At 73.7% G+C, this 17,122-nt stretch carries 5 protein-coding genes and 1 pseudogene; 2 read left to right on the top strand and 4 right to left on the bottom strand.

All coding sequences use genetic code 11. The features are described from left to right. The first annotated feature begins 11 nt into the window (after positions 1–11). Positions 12–1,247: a cytochrome P450 family protein gene (locus ABTZ17_RS16915; RefSeq protein WP_352196399.1), complete on the top strand. Its 1,236-nt coding sequence runs from the start codon at positions 12–14 to the stop codon at positions 1,245–1,247. A 13-nt stretch (positions 1,248–1,260) separates the two neighbouring features. After that, positions 1,261–1,491 carry a ferredoxin gene (locus tag ABTZ17_RS16910; RefSeq protein ID WP_352196398.1) on the top strand — a complete coding sequence of 77 codons (231 nt, stop codon included), beginning with the start codon at positions 1,261–1,263 and terminating at the stop codon, positions 1,489–1,491. Positions 1,492–1,768: 277 nt separating this feature from the next. Here the strand turns inward: ABTZ17_RS16910 and ABTZ17_RS16905 are convergent, their stop codons facing one another. The 4 genes and pseudogenes from ABTZ17_RS16905 to ABTZ17_RS16890 form a co-directional block, all read right to left on the bottom strand. Further along, positions 1,769–3,199, bottom strand: a complete 1,431-nt coding sequence (locus ABTZ17_RS16905) for a flavin monoamine oxidase family protein (RefSeq protein ID WP_352196397.1) — start codon at positions 3,197–3,199, stop codon at positions 1,769–1,771. A 352-nt stretch (positions 3,200–3,551) separates the two neighbouring features. Then, entirely contained in the window at positions 3,552–4,310 is a 759-nt protein-coding gene (locus tag ABTZ17_RS16900; RefSeq protein WP_352196396.1) for an SDR family NAD(P)-dependent oxidoreductase, read from the bottom strand. 829 nt (positions 4,311–5,139) lie between these two features. Beyond that, positions 5,140–11,622, bottom strand: a complete 6,483-nt coding sequence (locus ABTZ17_RS16895; RefSeq protein ID WP_502994707.1) for a type I polyketide synthase — start codon at positions 11,620–11,622, stop codon at positions 5,140–5,142. Positions 11,623–11,664: 42 nt separating this feature from the next. Then, positions 11,665–17,070 (bottom strand): annotated as a pseudogene (locus ABTZ17_RS16890) (type I polyketide synthase); the annotation flags it as partial. Between the last annotated feature and the right edge of the window lie 52 nt (positions 17,071–17,122).

The following is a 17,122-nucleotide window of genomic DNA, read 5'->3' as shown; positions in this document are numbered from 1 at the left end:
GGAGATCAGGCATGACTACCGCCCAAGAGGCGCCGGCACTCTTCGATTCCGCTTACTACCAGGACCCGTACTCCGTGTACGACTGGCTGCGCGTGAATTCTCCGGTCCATTCGTTCCGTTTTCCCGTCGGGGATGTCCCGATGGTGTTCCTCTCCCGGTACGAGGACGTCAAGTCGCTCATGAGCGACCAGCGGTTCAGCAATGACGGTGCTCTCTGGGGCAGCGAGGAGTTCAAGAAGTCGGGGATGATATTCGGGGGTGACACCCTCATCGGGCGCATCCTCACCGTCCTCGACCCGCCGGACCACACCCGCGTGCGCAAGCTCGCGATGGGCGCGTTCACGCCGCGGCGCGCCGCGCTGTGGAAGGAGCCCGTGGACCGCATCGTCAACGAGGCCCTGGACGAGCTGGCGAAGTCCGAGAACCCGGACGTCATGGACTTCGCGGGGAAGATCCCCGCGGACGTGACGGGCGAGATCCTCGGCTTCCCGCTGGACCGGTTCCGTGACATGCTCCACGCGATCGAGCGGGCCTTCCACGCCGACCCGGAGAACCCGAACAACGCGGCCGAGGTGGACGCGGCGTTCGAGGAGATCGTCACGTACGGGCGGGAGCTCATCGTCGAGAAGCGCAAGAACCCGGGTGAGGACCTCACCTCGGTGTTCATCCAGGCGCGGGACGGCGAGGACCGGCTCACCGAGGACGAGCTGGTCTCGATGGTCGCCCTGATGATCATGGCGGGCATCGACACCACCCGGAACCTGATCGGCTCGGCGGTGCTCGGTCTCCTGGATCACCCGGACCAGCAGCGGCTGCTCGTCGAGAAGCCGGAGCTGACCCCGGGTGCGGTGGAGGAGTTCCTCCGCTACGACGGCGCGTTCTGCGTCGGCCTGTTCCGCCTCGCGAAGGAGGACCTGGAGCTGGGCGGGGTCGCCATCCCCGCCGGTACTCCGGTGGTGGCCGGCCTCCAGTCGGCCAACCACGACCCGGAGCAGTACCTCAACCCGCGCAGTCTGGACATCACGCGTCAGGGTCCGCGGCACCTGGCCCTCGGGCACGGTCTGCACAACTGCATGGGCGCGGCCCTGGCCCGCCTGGAGACCGGCATCGCGGTGCCCGCGCTGCTGAACCGGTTCCCGAAGATGCGGCTGGCGGTCCCCCGCGAGGAGATCCACTTCGAGGACAACTGGCTGCTGCGCAGCCTCCCCCACCTTCCGGTGGACCTGTACGGCACCGGCGGCCGGTGAGCGGGGGTCTGGGATGAGCCACACGCTCGGCGTGGACCACACCGTGTGCACCGGCGCGGGTACCTGCGAGGCCATGTACCCGAAGCTGTTCAAGGTCGTGCCCGAGGGGTACGCGGTCGCGGTCAAGACGGAGCTCGACGACCCCGAGGACGTGCAGTCGGCGCGCAACGTCCTCGATGTCTGCCCCACTGAGGCGATCATGATCGCCCTGGCGGGCGGGGCCCCGTCCGACGACGCGGCCTGAGCCTCACCGCACCACGGAAGCACCCCCACCTGAACCGCCCGGTGGGGGTGCTTCCGTGTGCCCGTGCCCGTGCCCGTGGCCGTGGCCGTGGCCGTGATGACCTGCATGAAGCAGTTCATCGTCGGTCTCGGGAACGGCGGACGGGCCGGGGCCCCCGCAGGCTGCGGGGGCCCCGGCCCGTCACCGGGTGGGCGGGATCGCGGCGGCCCCTGTCCGTCGCGCGTCCCGGCCCGTCGGGGTCCGGCTCAGGGCCGGACCGTCGTGCGCGGTGCCCCGGTCAGGGGGCGATGACCGCGGCCTGCTGCGCGGCGCGGAAGCCGGATTCGATGGCGCCCTCGACGAAGGCCCCGTACCAGCCGCTGGCGATGTCGGCGCCCGCGAACACCACGCGGCCGTGCGGCTGCTGGATGGCGGGGAGCTGACGGAGCAGCTGGGTCGGCCTGCGGAGGCCCCAGCCGCCCTTGGCGAAGGCGTCGGCGCCCCACTTCATCGCCTTGTGGTCGATGACGGTGGCCTCGGGGACCAGGCCGCGGACGGCGTTCTGGACCGCGGTGGGGCTGTTGGTGTCGAGGCTGGTGCCGGCGAAGGCCACGTACAGGCGGTCGCCGTCGGCGAGCTGCTTCTGGGGCAGCATCATGAGGATCGGCGAGCCCTCGGGGGCCTGGGCGTACACGGCGTCGGAGACGCCGCGGACCTTGAGCCACATCTTGGTGGCGTGCGGGACGCCGACGCCCTCGGTGGCGGCGTCCGCGTGCGCGGTCGGCAGGCCGGGGGCGAAGGTGATCGTCTTCCAGAGGTTGACCGGGACCGCGACGACGGCGACCTCGGCCTTGTAGGTCTGGCCGGTGGCCAGCTTGACCTTGACGCGGCCGCTCTCCTGGGCCACGGAGGTGACCTGGGAGTTGTAGCGGACGGTGGCGCCCGCGCCCGCGAACATCGCGTTGAGCACGGAGATCATGCCGCCCTGCGGCTTCAGGCTCATCGTGGAGAGGAAGCCGTCGTAGGTGCCGCCGGCAAGCTGGTACCACTGGGCCATGCCGGTGAGGCCGCCGGTGGAGCTGGGGCCGCCCGCGAACACCGAGGTGGAGCCGTTGATCCACTTCTGGTCGGTGGCGGAGAGGTTGAGCTGCGCCAGCCGGGCCGAGAGGGACACCGGGTCGATGTTCTGGAGCAGGTCGGCGCGGTACAGCGGGTCCAGGGGGTGCTCGAAGTAGTTCTCGGAGCCCGCGTAGAACTGGCCGAACAGCGTGCCGAGGTGACCGAAGGCGTCCGTCGGGGACTGGCTCGTGAAGCCGGTGGCCGCGGGCATGACCGCGCGGGTGGGGGCCACGTCGTGGCTGGTGGTGATGTTGTAGCGCTGCAGCTCGGCGGCGACGTGGGTCTGGCCGGGACCGAACCATCCGCCACCGATCTCGACCTGCTCGCCGGCGAAGGTGCCGGTCCAGATGCGGCCGCCGACCCGGTTCCGGGCCTCCAGCACGAGGACGTTCATGCCGCGGGCGGCCAGTTCGCGGGCGGCGGTGCCGCCGGCGTAGCCCGCGCCGATGACGATGGCGTCCCAGACGATGTCCTCGGTGGCCGAGGCTTCGGAGGCGGCGACGGCGCCGAGGGAGGAGGCGAGCGCGGTCGCGCCGGCCGCCTTCAGGATGGACCGGCGTCCTATCTTCCGATCGGATGCAAACGTGTTCTTTCCGCCATGACGATTCACAGAGATTCCTTCTTGATGGAGGCCGACGGGACGCCCGAAACGGCGTGGGAGCTGGGCCGGACGCCACTGCAGGTCCGTGCGCGGGACTGGTGTGAATTCGCCAAATCTCCGCTGGCACTGACCGGAATCTACCAACGGCCATGGCTTCACCGTCCGTGGATTCCCACCCTCCGGTATACGGCTGATCATGAGGCCGCAATTCCATGGCAGAAATGAGGGCACAACACCCCGGCCGGTGTCCGCGAGATGATCCGCGGACACCGGCCGGGGTGCCGATCCTGTGCGTATTCCCTTATGCCCCGGCTGATTTCTCCGAAGCGTGTGGTCGGCCGGGGCGGGGCCCCGGAAGGGGTCAGCCGACCAGGCTCTGACCGATGCCGCCGTCCACCGCGAGCTCGATGCCGGTGGTGAAGGTGGCGTCGTGGGCGAGGAAGAGGAGGGCGGCGGCGACCTCTTCGGGGGTGCCGTGGCGCTTCATCGGGGTGGCCTCGTCGCCGGCCTTCATGAAGGCCTCGCGCTCCTCGGCGGACAGGCCGACCACGCCCATCGTGGGGGTGTCGGTGAAGCCCGGGGCGACCGCGTTGACGCGGATGCCGCGCGGCAGCAGCTCCGCGGCGAGCACCTGGGTGAAGGACTTCACGGCGGCCTTCGAGGCCGAGTAGACGGCCATGCCGCTGTAGCCCATGAGCGTGGCCACGGAGGTGGTGAAGACGATGGCGCCGCCCTCGCGGATGGCGGGGACCAGCTGCTTGACGGTGAAGAAGACGCCCTTGGTGTTGAGGTCGAAGTGCTGGTCGTACAGCTCCTCGGTGGTGTCCAGGAGCGGCTGGAGCTTGGACATGCCGACGTTCATGAAGAGGTAGTCGAAGCTGCCGAGCTTCTCGGTGACCACGGCGCCCAGGGCCTCGATGGCGGCGAGGTCGGAGGCGTCCGAGCGGACGACGTGGACCGGGGAGCCCTTCAGCTCCGCGGTGGCGGCCTCGATGTTCTGCTCGTTCCGACCGGTCAGAAGGACCTCCGCACCGCCGTCGAGGAGAGCCTTGACGGTCGCGAGACCCATGCCGTGCGTACCACCGATGACCACGGCCTTCTTACCAGCGAACTTACCCATGTGCACTTCCCTTTGCTTTTTCTGCGGCACCGCGGGGGCGTCCTGCGTGCGGCTCGGACGATTCCCGCGGGAGCGGGCTCACGAGGAATGACTTCAGAGCACTGACGTACGCGCCTGCCGACACCGGTCGGAGCGGAATCCCCGGTCTCCCGGGGTCCTTTTCATTTGCCTGGGACGGTCGGGCGCGGTGCGTTTCTTATCCATTGGCCAGTTCCGACTCTCCGGGGAGTGCGGATCCCCGGGAGTTTCCGGCTGCTCACTACGGAGCAACCCCGGAACCTCTCTCACAATACCGCACGGATGGTCTGTTAAATCGTCAACGGAGGCGGGGCGACAAGTCTGCGCCAAATCCGCCGCCCCCTACGAACTCGCGGCCGACTGTGCGACCGGGAAGGCCGGCAACCCCGAACAGACCAGGCAACTTCGTTGCAAATCAAGGCTCCTGACCCCTGAAGGCCCGTACGGGCCCGGATCGGCGGGGCGGTGGACCGACGGGGGCAAGGCGGCGCGCCGGAGCCCCTCGCCCCTCTCAGGGCCCCACTCGCCCCATTAAGAAACCGCCTCGCTGGTTTTTTCGAGGGGGGCGGGCGGCTACGAGATCGTGCAATGCTGTCTTGAAACGGACGATGAGGTTTCGCAAGGGAATAACCGGCCGGCCGCACGCCCCGCCCCGATGGCCGCCGGCGGTCACCGGCGGCACACGCGACAACGCGGGCGGGGCCCCCGAGGTGTTCCCTCGGGGGCCCCGCCCGCGCAGGTCGTCCGGACGTCCGGCCGTCGTGCTGTCGTGCCGTCGTGCCGTCGTGCTGTCGCGTCGTCAGGCCGCCGCTCAGGCGGCCGCGGGCACCTCCGCCGCCGGAGCGGCCGGGAAGTGCCCGGCCTCGACGAAGAAGTCCACGTACCGGGCGAACAGCTCCGCGGTCAGCGGCGGGCAGACGATGCCCGTGCCCTCCAGGGCCCGCTCGGTCTCCGTGGTGTCGATCGGCGGGTAGAAGCCGTCGGTGTCGGAGGTCATCATCTCGAAGGCGTGCAGCAGGGGCTGGAGCGCGTTCCCGCGGTCGGCCCGCACCCGCTCGCTCCACTCCTCCCAGCCGGCTTCCTCCAGCCCGTACCCGAGGCCGCGGAGGAACTCCACGCTCTGACCCAGGCTCAGCGAGCTCTGGTTGAACAGGTGGAAGGTGCCGCCGGAGGAGGCCGCCCGCCGGGAGACCGCCACGATGGCCCCGCTGACGTAGTCCACGGGCAGCAGGTGGAAGCGTCCGCCGCCGGTGGCCGGCACGGCCCCGGACTGGAGGATGCCCTTCAGGCTCAGCCAGACGAAGTCCTTGGTCTGGCAGGCGCCGTTCACGGTGTCCCCGGAGATCACGTCCACCCGGTACACGTTCACCGGCAGGCCGCGCTCCCGGGCGATCCCGACGATCTGCTCGGCCACCCACTTGCTCTGGAGGTAGCCGCTGGGCAGGTTCTCCGCGGGGCCCGTCGGGTCGGTCGTCCGCAGCGCGACGCCCTCCTCGATGACCCCGTCGAAGACGCCGACGGTGGACACGTAGTGCACCGGGACCGTGCGGTGCCGGGCCGCGAGCCGCAGCACCTCCACCGTGCCCGCGACGTTGGCGTCCCGCAGCGCGGTGTACGGGTGCAGCCAGTGCACCTTCGCCCCGTTGTGGTAGACCACGTCCACGGTCCGGGCCAGCTCGTCGAACTGCTCCTCCGTCAGGCCCAGCCGCTCCTCGGCCAGGTCGCCCAGCAGCAGGTTCAGCCGGGCCGGGTCCACCTCGTCCCACAGCTTGTAGAACTCCATGTTGGACCGGAGCCGGGCCAGGGCGTCCGCCCGGTCGGCCCCCCGCACCAGCAGGTGGATCCGGGCCGAGGTGGTGCGCAGCAGCTCGCGGAGGAGGAAGGCGCCGAGGAAGCCGGTGGCTCCGGTGAGGAGGACCTCGTCCGGGTCCTCGGCGACGGTGACCACCTCGGCGGCGGGGACGACGTCCTCGGCGAGCGCGATCTCGGTGGCGAAGTCGACGGCCCGGGCGGTCGCGGTGCCGGCGGCGCCCTCGGAGGCGAGTTCGGCGGAGACCACCGCGGCCAGGGCGGCCGGGGTGGGGTGGTCGAAGACCAGGGTGGCGGGCAGCTTGGAGCCGGTCAGGGCGCCGAGCCGGTTGCGGAGCTCCACCGAGGTGAGGGAGTCGATGCCGAGCTTGGCGAGCTCCCGGGAGGGCTCGACGGCGGAGGTGTCGGGGTGTCCGAGGACTCCGGCGACGGCGGCGAGGACCGCGTCGAGCACGGCCTGTTCGCGGGCCTCGCCCTCGAGTCCGGTCAGCAGCTCGGCGAGGGACTCCCCCGCGCCGGCGCCGTCGGCGGCGGCTTCGCGGCGGGACGGGGTGCGGACCAGGGAGCCCAGTACCACGGGGGTCTTGCCGGGCTGTTCGCGGAGGACGGCGATGTCCATGGGGGTGGCGACGACGGCCGGGCGTCCCAGGGCGAGGGCCGCGTCGAGGAGGGCGGGGCCCTGTTCCCAGGGCACCGGGAGGAAGCCGCTGCGGGCGATGCGGTGGAGGTCGGCCTCGCCGAGGTGACCGCTCATGCCGCCGCTCTGCTGCCACAGGCCCCAGGCCACGGAGGTGGCGGGCAGGCCGTGGGCGTGCCGGTGCTCGGCGAGGGCGTCGAGGAAGAGGTTGGCGGCGGCGTAGTTGCCCTGGCCGGGGCCGCCGACGACCGCGGCGATCGAGGAGAACAGGACGAAGGCGGTGAGCGGGGCGTCCTGGGTGAGGCGGTGCAGGTTCCAGGCCGCGTCGGCCTTGGGGCGGAGGACCGCGGCCAGGCGGTCCGGGGTGAGGGAGGCGATCAGGCCGTCGTCGAGGACGCCGGCCGCGTGGACCACTCCGGTGAGGGGGCGGTCGGCGGGGATCACGGCGAGGGCGGCGGCGAGGGCGTCGTGGTCGGCGGCGTCGACGGCGGCCACGGTCACGGCGGCGCCGAGGGCGGTGAGCTCCTCGGTGAGCTCGCGGGCGCCGGGTCCGTCCGGGCCGCGGCGGCTGGTGAGGAGGAGGTGGCGGATGCCGTGTTCGGTGACGAGGCGGCGGGCGATGTGGCCGCCGAGGCTGCCGGTGCCGCCGGTGATCAGGACGGTGCCCTCGGGGTTCCAGACGGTGGCGTCGGCGGCCGTCGTGGGGGCGGGGCTGCGGGTGAGGCGGGGGGCGCGGGCGCGGCCGGCGCGGAGGGCGGCCTGGGGTTCGCCGGAGGCGGCCAGGGCGGCCAGAGGGGTGCCCGGGTCGACCTCCGGGCCGGTGACGGCCGCGCCGTCGCCGTCGGTGTCGATGAGGGTGATGCGGCCGGGGGCCTCGGACTGGGCGGAGCGCAGCAGGCCCCAGACGGCGGCGCCGGTGAGGTCGGTGACGTCCTCGCCGGGGTCGGCGGCGACGGCTCCGGAGGTGACGACGGCGAGTCGGGTGTCCTCCAGGGCTTCCAGGGCCAGCCATTCCCGGGCGAGGGCGAGGGCGCGGCCGGTGGCCTCGTGGACGGCGCCCGGCAGGGAGCCGGCGGCGGGCGGGTCCAGGTGGGTGAGGACCAGGGGGACGGGGCGGCCGGCGGTGACGGCGGCGGCCACGTCGGCGGGGGTGGCGAAGGCGCCGCCTTCGCCGAGGACGGGGATCGGGGCGGGGGCCGCCGCGGGCAGGGCCAGCGGGGTCCACTCGATGTGGAAGAGGGAGTCGGCGTGCCGGTCGGCGGCGGCGGTGAGGGCCGCGGTGTCGAGGGTGCCGGTGGTGAGGGCGTCGACGGTGGCGACGGGCTGCCCGGCCGGGTCGGTGAGCAGGGCCCGGGTCCAGCCGGAGTCGCCGGGGGCGAGGTGGACCCGCAGGGCGGTGGCGCCGGTGGCGTGGACGCGGAGGCCGCGCCAGTGGGTGGTGGCGGGGGCGCCGGGGGCCTCGGCGGACAGGGGGCGCAGGGCGGCGTCGAGGAGGGCGGGGTGCAGGAGGAACCCGGCCGGGTCGGCGGCGCCGTCGGGGAGGTGGACCTCGGCGAAGAGTTCGTCCCCGCGGCGCCAGGCGGCGGTGAGGCCCTGGAAGGCGGGGCCGTAGCCGAGTCCGGCGTCGGCGCGGCCGGCGTGGAGTCCGTCGAGGGGGACCTCTTCGGCTCCGCCGGGCGGCCAGGTGGTGAGGGTGGGGGGCGTGGTGGGGGCGGCCTGGCCGAGGAGGCCGCGGGCGTGGGCGGTCCAGGGGGCGTCGGTGTCGTCGGGGCGGCTGTGCACGGTGACGGTGCGGCGGCCGTCCTGGTCGGCGGGGCCGAGGTGGACCTGGAGCTGGAGGGTGGTGCCGGGCGGTACCACCAGGGGGGCGTCGAGGACGAGTTCGTCGAGGACGGTGGCGCCCCGCTCGTCTCCGGCGCGGACGGCGAGTTCGGCCAGGGCCGCGGCGGGGAGCACGGTGGCGCCCGCGACGGTGTGGTCGGCCAGCCAGGGGTGGGTGCGGACGGAGAGGCGGCTGGTGAACACGTACTGGTCGGTGCCGGCGACGGTGACGGCGGCACCGAGCAGCGGGTGACCGGTGGCGGTGAGGCCGAGTCCGGCGGCGTCGACGGCGGGGGCGGCGGCGACCCAGAACCGCTGGTGCTGGAAGGCGTAGGTGGGGAGGTCGACGCGGTGGGCGCCGGTGCCGCGGTAGAAGCCCTCCCAGTCGACCGGCACGCCCTGCTGGTGCAGGCGGCCGAGGGCGGCGACGGCGGTCAGGGCTTCGGGGCGGCCGGCGCGCAGCAGGGCGACGGGGGCCGGGACGAGTTCGGCGGCGAGGGCGGTGAGGACGCCGTCGGGGCCGAGTTCGAGGGTGCGGGTGACGCCCTGGCCGGCGAGGGTGGTGACGGCGTCGGCGAAGCGGACGGCGCCGCGCAGCTGGTCGGCCCAGTAGGCGCCGGTGCGCAGGTCGGTGCCGGTGGCGGTGCGGCCGGTGAGGGTGGAGACGACCGGGATGCGGGGGGCGTGGTAGGTGAGGGTGTCGGCGGTCTTCCGGAACTCCGCGAGCATGGGGTCCATGAGCGGGGAGTGGAAGGCGTGGCTGACGGTGAGCCGCTTGGTCTTGCGGCCCTGCTCGGTCAGCTGCGCGGCGATGGCGAGGACTTCGGTCTCGGCGCCGGAGATGACCACGGAGCGGGCTCCGTTGACGGCGGCGACGGTGACCTTGGTCTCGAGTCCGGTGAGGAGGGGGGTGACCTCGTCCTCGCCGGCCTGGACGGCGACCATGGCGCCGCCCTCGGGGAGGGCCTGCATCAGGCGGGCCCGGGCGGCGACCAGCTTCGCGGCGTCGTCGAGGGAGAACACTCCGGCGACGTGCGCGGCGGCCAGCTCGCCGATGGAGTGGCCGGCGACGAAGTCGGGGGTCACGCCCCAGGACGTGACGAGGCGGTAGAGGGCCACTTCGACGGCGAACAGCGCCGGCTGGGTCCAGCCGGTGTCGTCGAGTCCCTCCCCCGAGGTGACGACCTTGCGGAGGGAGCCGTCGAGGTGGGGGTCGAAGGCGGCGGTGACCTCGTCGTACGCCTGCCGGAAGGCGGGGAAGGCGGTGTACAGCTCCTCGGCCATGCCGGTGCGCTGGGCGCCCTGGCCGGTGAAGAGGAAGGCGGTGCGGCCGCCGGTGCGGATGCCGGTGGCGAGGCCGGGGGCGGTGGTGTCCTCGGCGAGGGCGCGGAGGCCGGTGAGGAGTTCCTCGCGGTCGGCGCCGAGGATGACGGCCCGGTGGTCGAGGGCGGCGCGGCCGGTGGCCAGGGAGTAGCCGACGGAGGTCGGGTCGGTGCCGGCGGCGGGGCCTTCGGTGAGGTGGTCGAGGAGGCGGGCGGCCTGGGCGCGCAGGGCCTGGGCGGTCTTCGCGGAGACGGTCCAGGGGATCACGGGCAGGGTGGTGTCCGCGGTGGGGGCGGTCTCTTCCCGGGCCGGGGGCTGCTCGATGATGACGTGGGCGTTGGTGCCGCTGACGCCGAAGGAGGAGACGGCGGCGCGGCGGGCGCGGCCGGTGTCGGGCCAGGCGCGGGCCTCGGCGAGGAGTTCGACGGCGCCGGAGTCCCAGTCGGCCATGGGGGTGGGCTCGGTGAGGTGCAGGGTGCGGGGCAGGACTCCGTGGTCGATGGCCTGCACCATCTTGATGATGCCGCCGACGCCGGCGGCGGCCACGGTGTGGCCGATGTTGGACTTGAGGGAGCCCAGGTAGAGGGGGCGGCCCTCGGGGCGGCCCTGGCCGTAGGTGGCGAGGAGGGCGGTGGCCTCGATGGGGTCGCCGAGGCGGGTGCCGGTGCCGTGGGCCTCGACGGCGTCGACGTCGGCGGTGGTGAGGCGGGCGTCGGCGAGGGCCTGGCGGATGACGCGTTCCTGGGAGGGGCCGTTGGGGGCGGTGAGGCCGTTGCTGGCGCCGTCCTGGTTGACGGCGGAGCCGCGGACGACGGCGAGGACGCGGTGGCCGTTGCGGCGGGCGTCGGAGAGCCGTTCGACGAGGAGCAGGCCGACGCCCTCGGACCAGGAGGTGCCGTCGGCGTCGGCGGAGAAGGACTTGATGCGGCCGTCGGGGGCGAGTCCGCTCTGGCGGGCGAAGTCCACGAAGCCGCCGGGGGTGGCGGTGACGGTGACGCCGCCCGCGAGGGCCAGGTCGGACTCGCCGGTGCGCAGGGACTGCACGGCCAGGTGCAGGGCGACGAGGGAGGAGGAGCAGGCGGTGTCCACGGACACCGCGGGGCCTTCCAGGCCGAGGGAGTAGGCCACGCGGCCGGAGGCGACGCTGCTGAGCTTGCTGGTCAGCAGGTAGCCCTCGAAGTCCTCGGGGCCGTCGAGGCCGAGGTAGCTCTGCTCGATGACGCCGGCGAAGACGCCGGTGCGGCTGCCGCGGAGGGTGTCGGGGTCGATGCCCGCCTGTTCCAGGGCCTCCCAGGCGGTCTCCAGGAGGAGGCGCTGCTGGGGGTCCATGGCGAGGGCTTCGCGGGGGGAGATCCCGAAGAACCCGGCGTCGAAGTGGGCGGCGTCGTGGAGGAAGCCGCCTTCGCGGGTGTAGGAGGTGCCGGGGCGGGCCGGGTCGGGGTCGTAGAGGGCGTCGAGGTCCCAGCCGCGGTCGGTGGGGAAGCCGGTGATGGCGTCGGTGCCGGTGTCGACGAGTCGCCACAGGTCCTCGGGGGAGGCGACGCCGCCGGGGAAGCGGCAGGCCATGCCGACGATCGCGATGGGTTCGGCCTCGGCGGTCTCCAGTTCGGTGATCCGGCGGTTGGCCTTCTGCAGGTCGGCGGTGACCCGCTTGAGGTATTCGACGAGTTTCTCTTCGTTGGGCGTGGACATGGGGTGTTGCACTCTCCTCGGGCGCGGCAGGCGGGGGTGGTTCGGGCGTCGTCGTCAGTGGGCCGGGCGGCCGAGTTCCTTGTCGATGAGGCTGAAGAGGTCGTCGACGGAGGCCGAGGCGAGGGCGTCGGCGGGGTCTTCGTCGGCGGGGGCCGCTTCGAGGGCGGCGTCGGCCCCGTCGAGGCGGGACAGCAGGGCCCGCAGGCGGGCGGCGACGTCCTGCCGGTCGCGGGCGTCCGCGGGGAGGGTGGTCAGCAGGGCGTCCATCTGGTCGAGTTCGGCGCTGATCAGTTCCCGGGCGTCGGGGGCGGGCGGGGCGAGCCGGCCGCGGAGGTAGCCGGTGAGGGCGGCCGGGGTGGGGTGGTCGAAGACGAGGGTGCCGGGGAGCTTGATGCCGGTGGCGGCGGTGAGCCGGTTGCGGAGGTCCACGGCGGTGAGGGAGTCGAAGCCGAGGTCCTGGAAGGCGCGGTCGGGGGCGATGGAGTCGCCGTCGCCGCGGACGAGGACGGCGGCGACGGTGTCGCGGACCAGGGTGAGGACGAGCTGTTCCTGTTCGATGTCGCTGAGGGCGGCGAGCTTGGCGCCGAGTTCGGCGGCCGGGTCGGCGGCGGGGGCGCCCGCGGCGGAGGGTCCGGCGCCGGCGGTGCGGCGGCCGTGGGGTGCGGCGAGGGTGCTCAGGAGCGCGGGGACGCGGTCCTGGGCCCGTACGGCGGCCAGGCCGATGGGGGTGGCGACGAGGGCGGCGCGGCCGTCGGCGGTGGCGCGGTCGAAGAGGGACAGTCCCTCGACGCGGGCGATGGGGCGGAAGCCGCTGCGGGCGAAGCGGTTGAGGTCGCTCTCGGCGAGTCCGGCGTTGATGCCGCCGAGGGCCCACAGGCCCCAGGCGATGGAGGTGGCGGGCAGGCCGTGGGCGCGGCGGTGCGCGGCCAGGGCGTCGAGGAAGGTGTTGGCGGCGGCGTAGTTGGCCTGGCCGGGGCCGCCGAGGACGCCGACGGTGGAGGAGAAGACCACGAAGGCGGTCAGGTCCAGGTCGCGGGTGAGGTCGTGCAGGTGCCAGGCGCCGTCGGCCTTGGGTCGGAGGACGGGGCCGAGGCGGTCCTCGGTGAGGGCGGCCAGGGGGGCGTTGTCGAGGACGCCCGCGGTGTGCACGACGCCGGTGAGGGGGTGTGCGGCGGGGACGGCGGCGAGGGCTGCGGCGAGGGCGTCGCGGTCGGCGACGTCCACGGCGGCGACGGTGACGTGGGCGCCGATGAGTTCGAGGTCCTCGACGATCTCGGCGGTGCCGGGGGCGTCCGGTCCGCTGCGGGAGAGCAGCAGGAGTCGGGAGACGCCGTGTTCGGCGACGAGGTAGCGAGCGAATTCGATGCCGAGGGTGCCGGTGCCGGTGACGAGGACGGTGCCGCCGCTCTTCCAGGCGGGGGCGTCGGCGACGGGGGCCTCGGTGACGGGGACCTTGCGCAGCCGGGGCAGCAGGACCTTGCCGCCGCGGAGGGCGGCCTGCGGTTCGGCGGTGGCGGCGAGGGCGGTCAGGGCGGTGGGGTCCTCGGCGAGGGTGGCCGGCGCGGTGTCGGCGTCGACGAGGACGATGCGGTCGGGGGTCTCGGACTGGGCGGTGCGGATCAGGCCCCAGACGGCGGCGGCCGGCAGGTCGGTGACGTCCTCGCCGTGGGCGGTGGCGACCGCCCCGGAGGTGACGACGACCAGGCGGGTGCGCTCCAGTTCGGGGATGTCGAGCCATTCCTGGACGAAGGCCAGGGCGCGGCCGGTGCCCTCGTGCACGGCGTCGGGGACGGTGGTCCCGGCGGGTGCGGCGGTCCACGGGAGGAGGACGGCGTCGACGCGGGTGCCGGTGGCGACGGCGGCGGCGACGGCCGCCGGGTCGGGGTACCGGTCGGGGTGGCCGGGGTCGAGGACGGCCCAGGCCAGGGGGTCGGCGGGGGCCTGCGGGGCGGCCGGGTTCCAGTCGAGGTGGAAGAGGGATTCGCGGCCGGTGCTGTCGCCGCCGACGGCGGGCCGGAACTGCTCGTTGGGGACCTCCCGGAAGACGATCGACTCGACGGAGGCGACGAGGTCGCCGGCGTGGTCGGCCAGCTGGAGGGAGAAGGTGTCGGTGCCGGTCTCGGTGATGCGGGCCCGGACGGCGGTGGCGCCGGTGGCGTGCAGGCGGACGCCGTGCCAGTCGGCGGCGACGGCGACGGTGCCGGCGGCGGGGTCGACGGGGCGGACCGGGAGGGCGGCGTTCAGCAGCAGCGGGTGGAGCCCGTAGCGGCTGGCGTCGGCCTCGAAGGTGCCGGGGAGTTCGACCTCGGTGGTCCAGCCGGGGCCGGACTCGTCCCAGACGGGGGGCGTGGCGTCGGCGGGCTCGTCGGTGAGGTACCAGCCCTCGGCGTGCATGGTCCAGGGGGCGTCGCCGTCGTCGGGCCGGGAGTACAGGCACAGGCAGTGGCGGCCGGTGTCGTCGGGGGTGCCGGCCCGGACCTGGATCTGGATGTTGCCTTCCTCGGGGAGGACCAGGGGGACTTGGAGGTTGAGCTCGTCGAGGTCGGGGAAGCCGATCAGGTCGCCCGCGTGGATGGAGAGTTCGACCAGCGCGGAGGCGGGCAGCACGGGCGAGCCGAGGACCATGTGTTCGGCGAGCCAGGGGTGGCTCTTGAGGGAGAGCCGGCTGGTGAAGAGGATCTGGTTGAACCCGGCCACGGTGATGGGCGAGCCGAGGACGGGGTGCCCGGAGGGGTCGGTGCCGGGGGCGACGGGCTCCTGGTCGAGCCAGTAGCGCTGCCGCTGGAAGGCGTAGGTGGGCAGGTCGGTGAGGCCGGCGCCGGTGCCCGTGTACAGGCTCCGCCAGTCCACGGGGGTGCCGTGGACGGAGACGGCGGCGAGGGCGGCCAGCAGGGTGGCGGGCTCGTCGCGGCCGCGGCGCAGGGCCGGTACGGCGCCTTCGGCGAGGGCGGAGAGGATGCCGTCGGGGCCGATCTCCAGGAGGGTGGTGGCGCCCTCGACGCGGAGGGCCTGGACGGCGTCGGCGAAGCGGACGGCGCCGCGGACCTGGCCGGCCCAGTACTCGGGGGTGCGCAGGTCGTCGCCGGTGGCGAGGTCTCCGGTGAGGGTGGAGACCACGGGGATGCGGGGGGCCTGGTAGGCGATGCCCGCGGCGACGGTGCGGAACTCCTCCAGCATGGGGTCCATGAGGGGGGAGTGGAAGGCGTGGCTGACGGTGAGCCGCTTGGTCTTGCGGCCCCGCTCGGTCAGCTGTGCGGCGACGGCGAGGACCTCGGTCTCGGCGCCGGAGAGGACCACGGACTCGGGGCCGTTGACGGCGGCGATGGCCACCGTGGCGTCGAGTCCGGCGAGGAGGGGGGTGACCTCGTCCTCCGTGGCCTGGACGGCGACCATGGCGCCGCCCTTCGGCAGGGCCTGCATCAACCGGGCCCGGGCCGCGACCAGCTTCGCCGCGTCCGCCAGGGAGAACACCCCGGCCACGTGCGCGGCGGCCAGCTCACCGATGGAGTGACCCGCCACGAAGTCCGGAGTCAGACCCCAGGACTCGACCAGCCGGTACAGGGCCACCTCGACGGCGAACAGCGCCGGCTGGGTCCACCCCGTCTCGTCCAACCCCTCCCCCGAAACGATCACCTCGGTCAGCGAGCCACCGAGCAGCGGATCCAGGACCTCCGCGATCTCGTCGAAGGACTCGGCGAACACCGGGAACGCCGCGTACAGCTCGCGCCCCATCCCCGCCCGCTGCGCGCCCTGACCGGTGAACAGGAAACCGGTGCGGCCGTTGACGCGGATTCCGGTGGTGAGGCCGGGGGCGGCAGTGTCCTCGGCGAGGGCCCGCAGGCCGGTGAGGAGTTCCTCGGTGTCGGCGCCGAGGACGACGGCCCGGTGGTCGAGGGCGGCCCGGCCGGTGGCCAGGGTGAAGCCCACGTCCAGCGGGTCGGCGGGGGCCTCGGTGAGCCGGTCCAGGAGGCGGCGGGCCTGGTCGCGGAGGGCCTGCGCGGACTTGCCCGAGAGCAGCCAGGGCACCGCCGGGAGGACGGCCTTCGGGCTCTCCTCGGGCGTCTCCTCGACCTCGACGGCGGGCGGCTCCTCGATGACGACGTGGGCGTTGGTGCCGCCGAAGCCGAAGGAGGAGACGGCGGCCCGGCGCGGGGCGCCGGTCTCCGGCCAGGGCCGGGCCTCCTTCAGGAGGGCGATGGACCCGTCCTCCCAGTCCACGTGGGTGGTGGGGTTCTCGCTGTGCAGGGTGCGGGGCAGCACCCCGTGCTCCATGGCCTGCACCATCTTGATGATGCCGCCGACGCCGGCCGCGGCCTGGGCGTGCGCGATGTTCGACTTGAGGGAGCCCAGGTAGAGCGGGCGGCCCTCGGGCCGGTCCTTGCCGTAGGTGGCGAACAGGGCCTGGGCCTCGATGGGGTCACCGAGGCGGGTGCCGGTGCCGTGGGCCTCGACCGCGTCGATGTCGGCGGGGGTGAGGCCGCCCTGGACGAGGGCCTGGCGGATGACGCGTTCCTGGGCGGGGCCGTTGGGGGCGGTCAGGCCGTTGGAGGCGCCGTCCTGGTTGACGGCGGAGCCGCGCAGCACCGCGAGGACCTGGTGGCCGTTGCGGCGGGCGTCGGACAGCCGCTCCACGAGGAGCAGGCCCACGCCCTCGGCCCAGCCGGTGCCGTCGGCCTCGGCGGAGAAGGACTTGCTGCGGCCGTCGGCGGCGAGGCCCCGGAGCCGGGAGAACTCGATGAAGGCCACCGGGGTGGACATGACGGTCACCCCGCCCGCCAGGGCGAGTTCGCACTCGCCCCGGCGCAGCGCGTTGGCGGCCAGGTGCAGGGCCACCAGCGAGGAGGAGCAGGCGGTGTCCACGGTGACGGCCGGGCCTTCGAGGCCGTAGGTGTAGGCCACCCGCCCGGAGGCGATGGAGCCGGCGCTGCCGCTGAACAGGTAGCCCTCGAAGCCCTCCGGGGGCAGGTGGGGGCGGGAGCCGTAGTCGTTGTACATGACGCCGGTGAAGACGCCGGTACGGGTGCCCTTGAGGGAGACGGGGTCGATGCCGGCCCGCTCGAAGGTCTCCCAGGCCGCCTCCAGCAGTAGGCGCTGCTGGGGGTCGGCGGCCAGGGCCTCGCGCGGGGACATCCCGAACAGTTCGGGGTCGAACTCGTCGGCGTCGTGGAGGAAGCCGCCCTCGCGGGAGTAGCTGGTGCCGACCTGCTCGGGGGCCGGGTCGTAGAGGCGCTCGGTGTCCCAGCCCCGGTTCTCGGGGAAGCCGGAGACGGCGTCGACGCCGTCGGCGACCAGCTTCCACAGGTCCTCGGGGGAGGAGACGCCTCCCGGGTAGCGGCAGGCCATGGAGACGATCGCGATCGGCTCCTGCTCCTTGTCCTCGACCTCGCGCAGGCGCTTGCGGGCGTCCCGTGCGTCGGCGATGGCCCTCTTGAGGTATTCGCGGAGTTGTACCTCGTCAGCCACGTGAATTCTCCCGGGAAGTGAAGGGTGCGGTTGCTGTGGGGGCGGCGGG

Origin of the sequence: Streptomyces sp. NPDC097619 (assembly GCF_040302735.1) — a bacterium.
Lineage (GTDB): Bacteria > Actinomycetota > Actinomycetes > Streptomycetales > Streptomycetaceae > Streptomyces.
The sequence above is the reverse complement of the archived record's forward strand: the minus strand, read 5'-3'. Positions and strand labels throughout refer to the sequence as shown.

Excerpts from the sequence above, each read along its gene's own strand:
- ABTZ17_RS16915 (WP_352196399.1), top strand. The coding sequence starts at position 12 with ATGACTACCGCCCAAGAGGCGCCGGCACTCTTCGATTCCGCTTACTAC.
- ABTZ17_RS16910 (WP_352196398.1), top strand. The coding sequence starts at position 1,261 with ATGAGCCACACGCTCGGCGTGGACCACACCGTGTGCACCGGCGCGGGT.
- ABTZ17_RS16900 (WP_352196396.1), bottom strand. The coding sequence starts at position 4,310 with ATGGGTAAGTTCGCTGGTAAGAAGGCCGTGGTCATCGGTGGTACGCAC.